This is a genomic window from Sphingobium sp. Ant17, from assembly GCF_000588875.1.
Lineage (GTDB): Bacteria > Pseudomonadota > Alphaproteobacteria > Sphingomonadales > Sphingomonadaceae > Sphingobium.
Window position 1 is genome coordinate 1 of the sequence record NZ_JEMV01000057.1, and the last position, 16,280, is coordinate 16,280.

6 protein-coding genes and 2 pseudogenes are annotated in these 16,280 nt (G+C 61.7%); all 8 read left to right on the plus strand.

From position 1 onward, the window contains the following. A pseudogene (locus BF95_RS26620) lies at positions 1-357 on the plus strand (serine hydrolase); the annotation flags it as partial. Between the two features lie 112 nt (positions 358-469). Then, entirely contained in the window at positions 470-2,935 is a 2,466-nt protein-coding gene (locus BF95_RS19355) for a glycogen/starch/alpha-glucan phosphorylase (RefSeq protein WP_043153612.1), read from the plus strand. Between the two features lie 25 nt (positions 2,936-2,960). Then, complete coding sequence (gene glgB, locus BF95_RS19360) at positions 2,961-5,120, plus strand: 1,4-alpha-glucan branching protein GlgB (protein ID WP_043153614.1); 2,160 nt, start codon at positions 2,961-2,963, stop codon at positions 5,118-5,120. Between the two features lie 52 nt (positions 5,121-5,172). After that, positions 5,173-6,432 carry a glucose-1-phosphate adenylyltransferase gene (gene glgC / locus BF95_RS19365; protein WP_043153631.1) on the plus strand — a complete coding sequence of 420 codons (1,260 nt, stop codon included), beginning with the start codon at positions 5,173-5,175 and terminating at the stop codon, positions 6,430-6,432. Further along, positions 6,432-7,880 (plus strand): glycogen synthase GlgA, encoded by a 1,449-nt coding sequence (gene glgA / locus BF95_RS19370; RefSeq protein ID WP_043153634.1) that lies wholly within the window; start codon positions 6,432-6,434, stop codon positions 7,878-7,880. The genes glgC and glgA overlap by 1 nt, the downstream gene beginning before the upstream one ends. Further along, a pseudogene (glgX, locus tag BF95_RS19375) lies at positions 7,877-9,758 on the plus strand (glycogen debranching protein GlgX). The gene glgA and the pseudogene glgX overlap by 4 nt, the downstream one beginning before the upstream one ends. A gap of 348 nt (positions 9,759-10,106) precedes the next feature. After that, positions 10,107-13,199 (plus strand): TonB-dependent receptor, encoded by a 3,093-nt coding sequence (locus BF95_RS19380; RefSeq protein ID WP_043153615.1) that lies wholly within the window; start codon positions 10,107-10,109, stop codon positions 13,197-13,199. Positions 13,200-13,302: 103 nt separating this feature from the next. Further along, the gene (locus tag BF95_RS19385) at positions 13,303-16,218 is read left to right on the plus strand and encodes a glycosyl hydrolase 115 family protein (RefSeq protein ID WP_043153616.1); all 2,916 of its coding nucleotides are present in this window, start codon (positions 13,303-13,305) and stop codon (positions 16,216-16,218) included. Positions 16,219-16,280 lie beyond the last annotated feature (62 nt).

The window sequence follows — 16,280 nt, forward strand, 5'->3', positions numbered from 1 at the left end:
ATCGCTTTGCGCGGATGCTACTGCGCGGTGGCGAACTGGATGGGGTGCGGTTGTTGCAGGCCGATACGGTGGCGCGGATGCGGTCCAATCAACTGCCCGGCGGCGGTGATCTCGCCAGCCTGTCGAGCGCGATGTTCAGCGAAGCGGATTATCAGGATGTGGGGTTTGGCCTCGCTTCGCCATGGGGTTAGAGCGTGGCGAATATTATTGGGGCGGGGTGTTTTCGACGTATTTCTGGATCGATCGGCCGAGCGGCTGATCGGGATATTCATGACTCAGTTGCTGCCGTCGAGCGCCTATCCCGTCCGCGCGCAATTGCGTGCCGGCGTGACGGACGCGCTGGTGCGCAGGGGGTAGCGGCAAGTCCCGCGAAACAGTGGACAATATTGCTGCGCTGCAAAATTGCGGTTGGCGCGGCCTTGTCGGCTGTGCCATCATCCCTTGCAATCAGACAAGGGAACCGTGCGCCATGAACATCAAGGGCCAGACCAAACTTCCCAAACCCGCGCCGCGGCGGATGGACCCGGAAATCCTGGCGCATGAGATCGTCGAGCGGCTGACCTATCGCATCGGCAAGAATGCCGCCGCCGCCAAACCGCATGACTGGCTGCATGCCGTGATCCTGTCGATCCGCGATCGGGTGATCGACGCCTGGATCATATCGACCCAGAAAACCTATGAGGAAGAAGGGCGGCGGGTCTATTATCTGAGCCTGGAATTCCTGATCGGGCGGCTGATGCGCGATGCGGCGTCCAACATGGAAATGCTGGACGACATGCAGGCGGCGCTGGCGTCGCTCGGGGTCGACATCGACATCATCGCCGCGTTGGAGCCGGATGCGGCGCTGGGCAATGGCGGCCTGGGGCGTCTGGCGGCTTGCTTCATGGAGAGCATGGCGACAGTCGATGTGCCGGCCTACGGCTATGGAATCCGCTATGTGAACGGCATGTTCCGGCAGGAGATTTCGGACGGCTGGCAAGTGGAACTGCCCGAAAACTGGCTGGCGCATGGCAATCCATGGGAGTTCGAACGGCGCGAGGCGAGCTATGAGGTCGGCTTTGGCGGGCTGGTCGATCCAGCCGAGGGTGCCAATGCCGGGCCGCACCAGATGCACTGGAAGCCCAGCGAGCGCGTGATCGCCACCCCCTATGACACGCCGATCGTGGGTTGGCGCGGCAAGCGGGTCAATACGCTGCGGCTATGGGAAGCGCAGCCGATCGACCCGATCCTGCTCGACAAGTTCAATGCGGGCGACCATGTCGGCGCGCTGTCCGAAAGCAATCGGGCCGAGGCGCTGACGCGGGTGCTGTACCCTGCCGACAGTTCCGCCGCTGGCCAGGAATTGCGGTTGCGGCAGGAATATTTCTTCTCGTCCGCCTCGTTGCAGGACATTGTGCGGCGGCACATTCAATATTTCGGCACCATCGCGACGTTGCCCGACAAGGCGGCGATCCAGCTGAACGACACCCATCCGGCGGTGGCCGTGGCCGAGTTGATGCGGATATTCCTGGACGACCATGGTTTCGATTTCGACGAGGCGTGGGACATCACCCGGCGCACCTTCAGCTATACCAACCACACCTTGCTGCCCGAAGCGCTGGAAAGCTGGCCGGTGCCGCTGTTCGAACGGTTGCTGCCCCGGCATATGCAGATCGTCTATGCGGTCAACAGCCGCCTGCTGGCCGAGGCGCGGCGGGCGGGGCAGTTCGATGACACTGCGATCGGGGCGATCTCGCTGATCGACGAGGGCGGGGACCGGCGCGTGCGGATGGGCAATCTGGCCTTTGCCGGATCGCATAGCGTCAATGGCGTGTCGGCGCTGCATACCGACCTGATGAAGGTCACGGTCTTCGCCGACCTGCACAATCTCTATCCCACCCGGATCAACAACAAGACCAATGGTGTCACGTATCGCCGCTGGCTGATGCAGTGCAATCCGGGGCTGACCGGCCTTATTCGCGAGGCGATCGGCGACAGGTTCCTGGATGATGCCGAGGCGCTGCGCGATCTCGACGCTTTTGCCGATGACAAGGCGTTCCAGGAGAAGTTCGTCGCGGTGAAGCGCGCGAACAAGGCGGCACTGTCCGACCTCCTGCGCAAGCGGTTGAATGCGCGGATCGACCCGTCGGCGATGTTCGACATCCAGATCAAGCGCATCCATGAATATAAGCGGCAATTGCTCAACATCATCGAGGCGGTGTCGCTCTATGACCAGATCCGGTCGCACCCCGAACGCAACTGGGTGCCGCGCGTCAAGCTGTTCGGCGGCAAGGCGGCGTCGAGCTATTATAATGCCAAGCTGATCATCAAACTGGCGGGCGATGTCGCCCGCGCCGTCAATCATGACCCGGCGGTGCAAGGGTTGCTCAAGATACAGTTCGTGCCGAATTACAATGTCTCTATGGCCGAGGTGATGATCCCCGCCGCCGACCTGTCCGAACAGATTTCGACGGCGGGCATGGAAGCGTCGGGCACGGGCAATATGAAGTTCGCGGTCAATGGCGCGCTGACGATCGGCACATTGGATGGTGCCAATGTCGAGATGCGCGATCATGTGGGCGAGGATAATATCATCATCTTTGGCCTGACCGCGCAGGCGGTGAATGACCGCCGCGCCAAAGGCTATGTGCCGATGGACGTTATCGGCGAGAGCCGGGAACTGAGCCAGGCGCTGCACGCGATTGCCAGCGGCGTCTTCTCACCCGACGACCCGAATCGCTACAAGGGGTTGATCCAGGGCATTTACGACAATGACTGGTTCATGCTGGCGGCCGATTTCGACAGCTATTCCGCCGCGCAACGGCGTGTCGATAGGCTCTGGACGGACGAGGCCTTGTGGACAAAGATGGCGATCCACAATGTTGCGCGCATGGGATGGTTTTCGTCCGATCGAACCATTCGCGAATATGCGCGGGACATCTGGAAGATCGGCTGAAGATGGGAGGCGGGGTGACGGGATCGTGTTGAGCGCGGAGCAGATCGACCGGCTGGTCGAAGGCCGCGATCCCGATCCCTTCGCCACGCTTGGCGTGCATCCTGCCGACAATGGTTTTACCGCCTGCGTCCTGATACCCGACGCCGTATCGGTCGCGGCGCAAACGCTCGATGGCGCGGCGATGGGCGATTTGACATCGCTGCATCCGGCCGGGTTGTTTCAGGGCGCGGTTGCGATCCGCCAACGGCAGCCGCTGCGGTACGTCGCACGCTATGCCGATGGCAGCGATTATGCGCTGATTGATCCCTATGGGTTCGGACCGGTGCTGGGGCCGATGGACGATCATTTTCTGGCCGAAGGATCGCATGCGCGGCTGTTCGACAAGATGGGCGCGCATGTCCTGACCCATGAAGGGGTGGCGGGGGTGCATTTCGCAGTCTGGGCCCCCAATGCCCGGCGCGTGTCGGTGGTGGGCGATTTCAACCAGTGGGATGGTCGCCGGGGCGTCATGCGCCATCGCGTCGATAGCGGCGTGTGGGAAATCTTCCTGCCCGCCGTCGAGCCGGGCGCAGCGTATAAGTTTGAGATCATCGGGGCGGATGGCGTGCTGTTGCCGCTCAAGGCTGATCCGTTCGCGTTCAAGAGCGAGTTGCGTCCCTCCACCGCTTCGATCGTCGCTGCGCCGCCCGACCATGTCTGGGGCGATGCGCGCCACCGCGACTATTGGCAGAAGGCCGATGCGCGGCGCGAGCCGGTGTCGATCTACGAAGTCCATGCGGGGTCATGGCAATTGGCCGATGATGGCGGCTTCCTTGACTGGGACGAGATGACCAGGCGCCTGATCCCCTATGTCGTGGGCATGGGCTTTACCCATATCGAATTTCTGCCGATCAGCGAATATCCTTATGATCCAAGCTGGGGCTATCAGACGCTGGGTCTGTACGCGCCGACGGCGCGCTTTGGCGATCCGGCCGGGTTCGCGCGCTTCGTCGATGGCGCGCACCGGGCGGGGGTCGGCGTCATCCTCGATTGGGTGCCGGCGCATTTTCCGACCGACGACCATGGGCTGGCGCATTTCGACGGCACCGCGCTGTACGAACATGCCGATCCGAAAAAGGGCTTCCACCCCGACTGGAACACCGCCATCTATAATTTCGGGCGGCGTGAAGTGGCGCAGTTCCTGGTCAACAATGCGCTGTTCTGGGCCGAGCGCTATCATATCGACGGGCTGCGGGTCGATGCGGTCGCGTCGATGCTCTATCTCGATTATTCGCGCGAGCCGGGCGAATGGATACCCAACGACCATGGCGGGCGCGAGAATGTGGAGGCGGTCGCTTTCCTCCAGGAGATGAACCGGGCGCTCTATGGCGCGCAGCCCGGCATCATGACGATCGCGGAGGAATCGACCAGTTGGCCCAATGTGTCGCATCCGGTCGACAGCGGCGGGCTGGGCTTCGGCTTCAAATGGAATATGGGCTTCATGCACGACACGCTGCGCTATCTGCAGCGCGATCCGGTGCATCGTGCCCATCATCACGACGATATCACCTTTGGGCTGCATTACGCCTTTACCGAAAATTTCGTGCTGGCGCTGAGCCATGACGAGGTTGTGCATGGCAAAGCATCACTGCTGCACAAGATGGTGGGTGACGACTGGCAGAAGTTCGCGACGCTGCGGGCTTATTATGGCCTGATGTGGGGCTATCCCGGCAAGAAGCTGCTGTTCATGGGGCAGGAGTTCGCCCAGCGCGGCGAATGGAGCGAGGGGCGGGCGCTGGATTGGCATCTGCTCGACCATGCCGCGCATCTGGGGGTGCAGTATCTGGTGGGTGATTTAAATCGCCTCTATCGCAGCCGCCTTGCGCTGCATGCCCGTGATTGCGAGCCGGAGGGGTTTGAATGGGTGCTGGTCGATGGTGCGGCGGATTGCGTGTTCGCGTGGCAGCGCCGTGCGCCGGGCGTGCAACCGATTGTGGTCATCAGTCATTTTACCCCCGTGCTGCGTCATGGGTATCGCATGCGGCTGCCTTCTGGCGGGCGGTGGCGCGAGATATTGAACAGCGACGCGGCCGACTATGGTGGTAGCGGCGCGGGGAATATGGGGATGGTGATGGCGGATGAGACGGGCTGGGCGAACATCACCCTGCCGCCGTTTGCCACGCTGATGCTCGAACTGGATATGTGACACCAACGGACGCGTGCAGGCGGTCGCGGGCGATAATGAGGAGAGGCCCATAATGCAGATACGACACCAGCCGATCGCGCGCGATGCCATGGCCTATGTGCTGGCCGGAGGGCGGGGCAGTCGCCTTGCCGAACTGACCGACAAGCGCGCCAAGCCCGCGGTGCATTTCGGCGGCAAAGCGCGGATCATCGATTTCGCGCTGTCCAATGCGCTCAACAGCGGCATCCGGCGGATCGGCGTCGCGACGCAATATAAGGCTCATTCGCTGATCCGTCATTTGCAGCGCGGCTGGAACTTCCTGCGGCCCGAACGCAATGAGAGTTTCGACATATTGCCCGCCAGCCAGCGTGTGTCGGAAAGCCAATGGTATGAGGGGACCGCCGACGCGGTGTTCCAGAATATAGACATCATCGAAAGCTATGCGCCCGAATATATGGTGCTGCTGGCGGGCGACCATGTCTATAAAATGGACTATGAGTTGATGCTGCAGCAGCATGTCGACAGCGGCGCGGACGTGACCGTCGGCTGTCTGGAAGTGCCGCGGATGGAGGCGGTCGGTTTCGGCGTCATGCATGTCGATGAAAAGGACGTCATCACCGCCTTCATCGAAAAGCCCAAAGATCCGCCCGCGATTCCCGGCCAGCCCGACATGGCGCTGGCATCGATGGGCATTTATGTGTTCCAGACCCGCTTCCTGATCGAGCAACTGCGTCGGGACGCGAACGAGCCGGGCAGTGGTCGGGACTTTGGCGGAGATATCATCCCTTATATCGTCAAGCATGGGAAAGCGGTGGCCCACCGCTTTTCCGCGAGTTGCGTGCGGGCTGAAAGCGAGCTGGAACCTTATTGGCGCGATGTCGGCACGATCGACGCCTATTGGCAGTCGAGCATCGACCTTACCGATATCGTACCGTCGCTTGATCTCTATGATCGTAGCTGGCCGCTCTGGACCTATTCGGAGGTCACGCCGCCTGCCAAGTTCGTCCATAATGAGGAAGGGCGGCGGGGATCGGCCACCTCTTCGCTGGTGGCGGGCGGCTGCATCGTGTCCGGCTCCTCGCTGGATCGCAGCCTGTTGTTTTCCGGCGTCAAGACGCACAGTTTTTCGTCCGTCACCGACAGTGTCATCATGCCCAATTGCGAGATCGGGCGGGGTGCGCGGCTGCATAAATGCGTATTGGATTCAGGGATCATCATTCCGCCGGGGCTGATAATAGGCGAGGATCCGGTGGAGGATGCGCAGCGGTTCCGGCGGACCGATAGCGGCATCTGTCTGGTGACGCAGCCGATGATCGAGCGGTTGGGCGCTTGATCGCCATGCAATTGCTCTCGGTCGCATCCGAAATCTATCCGCTGATCAAGACCGGGGGGCTTGCCGACGTCACCGGCGCGCTGCCCGCTGCGCTGGCTGGGGAGGGGGTGGCGTCCCGGACGCTGGTGCCGGGCTATCCCGCCGTTATCGCGCGGATCGGCAAGGCGAAGGTCGTGCGTCGCTATGAGGCTTTGTTCGGCGTGCCCGCGACCGTGCTGGCCGCGAGCGTAGAGGGGCTGGACCTGCTGGTGCTGGATGCGCCCGATTTCTTCGCGCGCGAAGGCGGACCTTATGGCGACCATGCGGGCAATGATTGGGGCGATAATTGGCGGCGTTTCGCTGCGCTGTCGCGGGTCGGCGCGGATATAGCGGCGGACGGGTTGAAAGGCTGGCGGCCCGATGTGGTCCATGTCCATGACTGGCAGGCGGCGCTGACCGCGGCCTATATGCGCTTTGGCCCGGCGCATGCGGTGCCCAAGATCGTGACGATCCATAACCTGGCGTTTCAGGGCCGCTATGGCGCGGATGTGTTCGGGCAATTGGGCCTGCCGCCCGAAGCCTGGGGCATGGATGGCGTCGAATATTATGGCGGCGTGGGGTATCTGAAAGCCGGATTGGTGTCGGCTGACGCGATCACGACGGTCAGTCCGACCTATGCCGAGGAAATCCGGTCGCCGATGCATGGCATGGGGCTGGATGGGTTGATCAATGGCCGGGTCGATCGATTGTACGGGATATTGAATGGGGTCGATACGGCGATCTGGAACCCGGCAGACGATCCGTTGATTCCCAAGGCTTTCAGCGGTCGGGCGCTGGCGGGGCGAGGGGCCAATCGCCGCGCACTGGAGCAGCAATTCGGCCTGGATGCCGATGATGCGCCGATCTTCATCATCGTCAGCCGCCTAACGTGGCAGAAGGGCATGGACCTGATGGTCGATGCGCTCGATCATCTGGTGGGTCTGGGCGCGAAGCTGGCGCTGCTGGGGTCGGGCGATCATCCGCTGGAAGGTGCCTTCCTGGGCGCGGCCGACCGGCATCGCGGGCGCATCGGTGTGCGGATCGGTTATGACGAACCGATGTCGCATCTGATGCAGGCGGGCGGCGATGCGATCCTGATCCCGTCGCGCTTCGAGCCGTGCGGGCTGACGCAGCTTTATGCGTTGCGCTATGGCTGCCTGCCGGTGGTGGCGCGGGTCGGCGGGCTGGCCGATACGGTGATCGATGCCAATGCGGCAGCCGTGGCGGCGGGCGCAGCGACGGGTTTGGTGTTCGCCCCATCGGACCCGCTGGCGTTGCACGGCGCGATTGCGCGGACGGTGCGTCTGCATGGCGATCGGCCGGTGTGGCAGGCGATGCAGCGCGCGGCGATGCGTGCTGACGTGTCGTGGGGGCAGAGCGCGGCGCGCTATGCGGCGCTCTATCGCAGTCTGTTGACGGCGGCGGCGTGAGCGCAGCAGGCCCGGCCGCGCCGCGATTGAGCGAGAGCGGCGCGCATTTTTCGGTCTGGGCACCGGAGGCGAGCCATGTCTGGCTCTGCCTGTTCGATGGGGACGATCGCGAAACCCGGATGCCGATGACGCGCGATGCGGAAGGTGTCTGGCATGGCGAGGCGGCGGCTGTTGGTGCGGGCGCGCGCTATGGCTATCGCGCCGATGGTGGCTATGACCCGGGGGCAGGGCTGTGGTTCGATCCCGACAAATTGCTGCTCGATCCCTATGCGACGGCGATCGATCGCGCCTTTGTCTATGACGCGGCTTTGGCTGCGCCGCGCGGCGAGGGGGCCGATACCGCGCCGCTTATGCCCAAGGGCGTGGTGGAGGTGCCCCTGCCTCCTGTGTCCGGCGAACCACCCTGTTTCCGATCCGGCGGGCTGGTCTATGAACTGCACGCGCGTGGTTTCACGATGCTGCATCCCGACGTGCCGGAGGCGCAGCGGGGGACGATCGCGGCGCTCGCGCACCCGGCGGTCATCGCGCATTTCAAGCGACTGCATGTGTCGGCGATCGAGCTGATGCCGATCAATGCCTGGATCGATGAGCGGCATTTGGGGCCGCTCGGCCTTACCAATTATTGGGGCTATAATCCCGTCAACTGGTTCGCGCTCGACCCGCGCCTGGCCCCCGGCGGCATCGCGGAACTGCGGGAGACGGTGGCAGCGCTGCATGGGGCTGGCATCGGCGTCATCCTCGACATGGTCTATAATCATGACGGGGAAAGCGATGCTCAGGGGCCGACGCTGTCGCTGCGCGGATTGAATGCGCGCGACTATTTCCGGCATGCGGCGGACGGGCAACTGATCAACGATACCGGCACCGGCAATGCCATTGCGTGCAATCAGCCGATGGTCCGCCGCTGATCCTCGATTCGCTGCGCTATTTCGTGACGCAGGCGGGGGTGGACGGGTTCCGCTTCGATCTAGGCCCGGCATTGGGGCGAATGGCCCATGGCTTCGATCCGCGCGCGCCATTGCTGGAGGCGATGCGCACTGATCCGATCCTGGCCGACCGGGTGATGATTGCCGAGCCGTGGGACATCGGGCCGGGCGGCTATCAGCTGGGGCAATTCGGCGATCCTTGGCTGGAATGGAACGACCGGTATCGTGACGATATGCGCCGTTTCTGGCGCGGGGATGCGGGGATGCTGGGCGCTGTGGCGACGCGGCTGGCGGGATCTTCGGATATTTTCAGGGGGGAGACGACCCGGACGGTCAATTTTCTCGCCGCCCATGATGGCTTCACGCTGGCGGATCTGGCCGCCTACGAGCAGCGGCATAATCATGCCAATGGCGAAGAGAATCGGGATGGGCATGGCGACAATCTGAGCTGGAACAACGGCGTCGAAGGATCGAGCGACGACCCGGCTGTGCAGGCCGCCCGGCGACGCGATGGCAGGGCTTTGCTCGCCACGCTCTTTTGTTCGCGCGGGACGATCATGCTGACCGCCGGAGACGAGTTTGGGCGGACGCAGCAGGGCAACAATAATGCCTATGCGCAGGATAATGCGATCAGCTGGGTCGATTGGGCAGGGCGGGATACCGTGCTGGAGGCGGAGCCTTTGCGCTGGCGGCTTTGCGGGCGGAGAATGTGGATCTGGGCGGCACGGCGATCCTGTCGGAGGCCGATGTCGCCTGGCTGGACGAGGGCGGGGCAGCATTGGGCATTGTGCAATGGGAAGACACCCAGCGGCGTCGTTTCGCGCTACGCTATCGGGGCAGCGGGCTAACGATCTGCGTCAATGGTGACGGGGAGGCATGCCGGTTCCTGCTGGAGGGGGTAGCGGTGGACGTTCCCGCTCGCGCGGTCGTGGTCCTTTCACCGGCACACTGAACATATCTGAGCTCGCAGGCATAACGCCATCCGCCTGTTCTTCCATCTGCTTGTTCGCTACGGGACTCGTGCGCCCAAGGTTATGTGCGCAATTGCGTCGGCATCGCGCGTATGGGCGGGCGCGTCGTGCAGTCGATGATTGCGGGGCATGCAACGACCCATCAATAGATGGGTGGCGATATCCGCACGGCGATTCGACCCTAGCTTTGGTCAATCCTGTCCGCCGATAACGTTACCAGTAATCATAATTGGTCTTGACAGTTTGGTATAGCCACTGGATAAGACGGGCTGTTAGCGTTACCATAAAGCTTGCCGGAATGTCGGAAGCAGTATCAGGAGGGATGACCCATGTCGGTGTGTAAAGGCTCCATTCGTTTGTCGTTGCTGGCCGCGTCCGCGCTTGGCTCGCTCATGTTGTCGCAGGCGGCGCTTGCGCAAGCCGATGCCCCAGCCGCCGAGGCTGCGCCGCAGATTGATAATGAGCAAGTTAACGATATCGTCGTTACGGGTTATCGTGCATCGCTGCAAAATTCGACCAACGCCAAGCGCGATGCCACAGGGTTCAGCGACTCAATCTTCGCGCAGGACATCGGCAAATTCCCCGACACCAACATCGCCGAATCGTTTAACCGCATTCCGGGTATCACGATCAATCGCGACGTGAACGGTGAAGGCGTCAATGTGGCGATTCGCGGCCTGGGGTCGAACTTCACCAATGTAACGCTGAACGGTGCCCCCATCGCCGTGTCATCCTCCGGCGCGACGGATGCGCAGGGCACCGACCGTTCGGTCGACCTCAGCTTCTTCCCGACCGACCTTTTCACCAAATTGACGGTGAACAAGAGCTATACGGTCAACCTGCTGGAAGGCGGCGCAGCGGGTAATATCGACATGCGCTCGGCCCGTCCTTTCGATCGGCCCGGAACGCGCCTGACCTACAGCATGCAGGGAACCAAGCAGAGCGGCGTCGATCGCATTGGCGCGCGCGGTTCGATGATCTTCAGCACGACGAATGACACGGTAGGCTTCCTGGTTGGCGTGTCGGGCCAGCGCCTTTTCACCGACAATCGCGGCTATGAAACCATTGGCTATACCAACCCGGCTTTGACGGCTGCCCAGTGTGGCGCGGCGACCGGCTGTAATACGACCGGCGGCGGCAACTGGACCATTCCGGCAACCGTACCTGTCGGTGCGGGGGCAGGCACAGTGCCCGGACAGACGATTGATCAAGCCTGGTTGCTGGCCAATAATCCGGGCGCAACCATTCAACAGATCGACAACGGCATCCTGCCGCGTCTCGGACGCTTTACCGCCCAATATGGCCGACGCGACCGCATCAATGCCATCGCCAGCGCCGAATGGCGTCCAAACGACGCGATGAATTTCTATGTCGATGGGCTTTATGGCTATAAGCAGAACGATCTGACCCGCGAAAATATCGCCTGGATCGTTCGCAATGGCCAGCTTATCCCCACCAACACCACCTATGACCGGGAAGATTGTGCGACGGGTTGTCAGGTTACCAGCGGCACCTTCGCCAATTCGCAATTCTTCCTCGAATATCGGCCGCTGACCGAAACGACGGAGCTTTTCAGCGTCAATCCTGGTCTCGACTGGGAGGTGAGCGATCGCCTGAAATTGTCGATCCAGGCCAATTACACGCGCAGCACCTTTCATCGTGAAATTCCGACCGCCGGGCCAGTCACCGCAATGGGCACGGGGGTTTCGGTCGATTATACCGCCAACGCCAATGGTGCGCCCAGCATCGTGTCCAGCGTCGACCTGAACGATCCCAATAATTTCGTGTGGAATGGTGGCCGGGTCAACATGTCCGACGAACGGCGGCGCAATGAGACGAAGGGCGTTCGCGGCGCGCTGACATGGGGTGATGAGCGCTTCAACCTGCAGGTCGGCGGCAATTATGACGATGTCAGCCGCCGTATTCGCGGCTTTGACAATAGCCAAGCCTGGCAGAATGCCGTGTGCGGCGGCAATCCCAATGTCTTCGTGCCTGGTCCCAACAGTCAGCCCCCATGCGTTGGCGCAGCATCGGTAGCGCCGGGCACGCCGGGCTATCCGACCTATCCTGGCTATGGCACGGGTTCCACTGCGGGGCAAAGCGGCCCGGTCAGCTATGGCGGTTCGTTGATCCCCGTTGGCCAGCTCCCTTCCTTCCTGATGCCGGGGCGTGCCGGCTTTGTGACGGTCGATTGGGATCGTTTCAAGCAGGCATCCAACTATGACAGTTTCCATGAAAACACGCCTGAATCGGGCGGTTCGAACACCGGTGCGAGCGGGGGCCTGATCCGCGAAAAATCCTTCGCGACCTACTTCATGGCTGCTGGTAAGCAGCAGGTTGGCGACAATGAGCTGCGCTTCAATGTCGGCGTGCGCTATGTGAAGACCGATCAGACCATCGAAGGCCGCGTCTCGCTCGCCGATCCGCGTAATACGCTGCCGGATGGCAGCAGCCTGCCCGACGGCTCGCGGTATCCCAGCATCGTCACGCTGGTGCGGACGTCGAACAGCTATGACAAATGGCTGCCTGCAGCGACGGTCGCCTATGATATCGGTGATCTGGCAGTCGTGCGCGCCGCCTATTCCAAAACGATGACCCGGCCTGACCCTGCCGCGCAGTTGCCCGGCGTCGGCTTTGGCGATCCATCGGCGGCGACGGCGACGATCGGCAACCCTGCACTCAATCCCTATTTCTCGGACAATCTCGATTTCGGCGTCGAGCTTTACACGGGGCAGGAAGGGTTGGTGTCGCTCAATGCGTTCCGCAAGTCTCTGACCGGCTTTACGACCAACCAGATCACGACGCAGCCATTCTCGTTCCTGGCGCAATATGGCATTACCTATGACTCGCTCAATCCGACCCAGGCTGCGGCGATCGACCTGCGCGGCGGTCCCAGTGTCGCGACGATCCAGGTGCAGTCGCAGGTCAATGTGCCCAACAAGCTGACGGTCAACGGCCTGGAATTCCAGTGGATCCAGCCGCTCGATTTTCTGACCGAAAGCATTGGTGTGCGGGGCTTTGGCTTCAACGCGAACGCAACGATCGTCGATCAGCGCAGCGACGGCCCGGCGGTCGCTTTCGGCGTTGCGCCCTTCACCTATAATCTCATCGGCTATTATGAGAATGGTGGCGTCAACCTGCGCGTTTCGACAACCTTCCGTGAAGGGTCGCAGAGCAGTGGTGCAAACCAGAACGGCATTCCCACCGCGGCCTTGTACAGCGACAATTATCAGCAGTGGGACTTCTCTTCGAGCTTCGATCTGGAGGAGCTGTTTGGATGGAATGGCGCGCCGCAGTTGACTGTCGATGTCCAGAATTTCACCAACTCGACGCTGCGCAGCTATTTCCAATATGAAGGCGCGACATTCACGCAATATCGTCCGGGTGTGCAATATCTTGTCGGCCTGCGCGGTACGTTCTGATCTGCTCTACCTGAAAGGCGGCGGCTGGTTCGACCCGGCCGCCGTCTTCTTATAATCGCTGATCGCCTATTCCATTGACCGGTCGAACCGGAGGAGCCCCGCCATGCTGTCTCGCCGCAATCTCCTGTCTGGGTCGCTTGCAGCAGCGTTGGCTGCCAGCCCTCTTCGCGCTGCGGTCAGCTTCGATGGTAAGGGGCGAGGGTTCGAACTGGCCGGGCAAGGTCAGGTGGTGCCCCTGTTCGTGGAGGCCAGTGATTTTACGGGCGTGATCCGGGCGGCGCGTGACCTGTCGGCGGATATCGGCCGTGTCACCGGCGTGGATGCGCAACTATCGCCCACTGCCGATAAGGGGCGGATGGTGTTGATCGGCACGCTTGGCCAAAGCCCGCTGATCGACCGGCTGGCAGACAGCGGCAAAATCGATGTCGCGTCCATTCGCGGCAAATGGGAATCCTACACGATCCAGACCGTGGCCAATCCGGCACCGGGGATCACCGAGGCGCTCGTCATCGTGGGCAGCGACAAGCGCGGAACGATCTACGGCATCTACGATCTGTCCCAGAATATCGGCGTATCCCCCTGGTATTGGTGGGCCGATGTGCCGGTCATGAAGCGTGACCGCATACAGGTTTCCTATGGTCGCTATTTCCAAGGCGAGCCGGCCGTCAAATATCGCGGCATCTTTCTGAACAATGAAGCGCCCTGCCTGTCGGCCTGGACGGCGGAGAAGTTCGGCGGGATGAACGCCGACTTTTACAAAAATGTCTTCGAACTGCTGCTGCGTTTGCGCGCCAACTATCTCTGGCCTGCCATGTGGAACAATGCCTTCAATGAAGATGATCCACGCAACGGACCGCTGGCCGATGAATATGGCATCGTCATGGGCACATCGCATCATGAGCCGATGAACCGCGCGCATAAGGAATGGACATCGCGTCGCCCCGGAAATGGCGAATGGAATTATGCGACCAATCGTCCTGCCGTTCAGCAATTTTTCCGCGAAGGCGCCAAGCGCAGCAAGGACCGCGAACTGCTGGTGACGATGGGGATGCGCGGCGATGGCGACGTAGCGCTGGAAAGCACAGGCGGCATCAAGTCCGACATAGCGCTGCTGGAAACGATCATCGCTGACCAGCGCCAATTGCTGGTCGAGGAGACCAGCAAACGCATCGAGGATATTCCGCAGGTCTGGGTGTTGTTCACCGAAGTCCAGAAATATTATGACGCCGGACTCGAGGTGCCCGACGATGTTACCTTGATGTTTGCTGACGATAATGTCGGCTATATCCGCCGCCTGCCCACCGCGCAGGAGCGGGCCACCCGTACCGGCGGCTTTGGTATCTATCACCATATGGACATGAATGGCGGGCCGTATAGCTACAAGTGGATCAACACCAATCCCTTCCCGAAAATATGGGAGCAGATGAACCTGGCGCTCACCTATGGCGCGGATCGGATTTGGATCACCAATATCGGCGACTTGAAGCCGCTGGAACTGCCCATCGAATTTTTTCTGACGATGGCCTGGGATCCCAAGGCGGTGAGCAAGGACCGGATCGCGGAGTGGTCGCACATATGGGCCGCGCGCGAATTCGGGCCGGCGCATGCGCAGGAGATTGCGACGCTGGTCTCACGCTATGCGAAATATAATGCCTGGCGCAAGCCGGAGCAGTTGCGTACCGACACCTACAGCCTTGAGAATTTCGATGAAGCCGAACGGATGGTGGCGTTGTGGCTGGACCTGCGATCGCGTGCCGAAGCGATCAACGACAAGCTGCCGGAGACGCATAAGGCAGCCTATTATCAGCTTGTCCTCCACCCCATCAGGGGCTGCTGCAACCTAACGCAAATGCAGGTCGCCGCCGCGCGCAACAAACGCTTCGCAGAGCAAGCGCGCGCCAGCACCAACGAGGAGGCCGAAGAGGTCAAGCGGCTGTTCAGCGAGGCCCACGCGATCCGCGACACCTATAATCACGATCTGTCGAATGGGAAATGGAACCACCTGATGGACCAGACCTATATCGGCTATTTCGACTGGTATCAGCCGGTTCAGGATATTCGTCCGCCGGTGTCGGAACTTGATCTGCCGGACACATCGCAATTCGGCGTGGCCGTGCAGGGTGCGCGGCAAGGCTGGCCAGGCTATTATCTGGCCCCTAATCTGCCGGTGCTCGACAGTCTGTACCGGCCATCAAGCTGGATCGAGACATTCCCGCGTGGCAAGCGCCCCGTGGACGTTCAGCTGGTCGCCAGCGAACCTTGGATCATCCTGAAACAGGACACGGCGTTCAGTGTCGGAAAGGCCGACCGGCGCCACCGCGTCGAGATCGACTGGCGCAAGCTGCCGCCCGGCCGCAGCACCGGAACGGTCAAGATCAGTAATAGGCAAGACAGCGGTAGTGCCGGGGCGCAAAGCGTGACCGTGACGGTCACTGCCATCCGAGCGTCGGCGCAGGAAGAGCGGGCAGCCAAAGGCTGTTGGGGTTCGCTCGCCGGTGCGTTTTCGATCCCGGCCAGCGACTATGCGCGCAATGTGCCCGCCGATGGGGTCCAATGGGAACCGATTCCCGACTATGGACGGGTCGATGCCGCGATGTCGATCTTCCCCGTAAATGCTGCATCCATGGCGGACCCGAAGCGTGCGCCTCGATTGGAATATCCCATTTTCGTTGGCGAGGCGGGCGAATGGGCGTTCGATCTGGTGACGGCACCCACGCTCAAGGTCGATCCCAACCATGCGCTATCACTGGCCCTGTGGGTAGATGACGGCGCGCCACAGATCGTGACCGTATTTTCGCCCGAAAATCGCGAGTCCGAAGAGTTTTTGGGCAAGGCGTCGGAGATCAATGCGCGCAATGACATGCGCATCATGCGTTTCAAGGCCATGATCGCGAAGCCGGGGCGGCATGTCCTGACCGTCGCGATGGTCGATCCGACGATCGTCCTGCAAACCATCATTGCCCATCGCGACACGCTACCTACCAGCTATTTCGGCCCGCCCGCCAAAAGAATAGCGTAAGCTTGGGGTCGTTGGCCTGATGGGCTGATGCGCAAGGAAGGTAAGAGGAACGGCCGATCAAG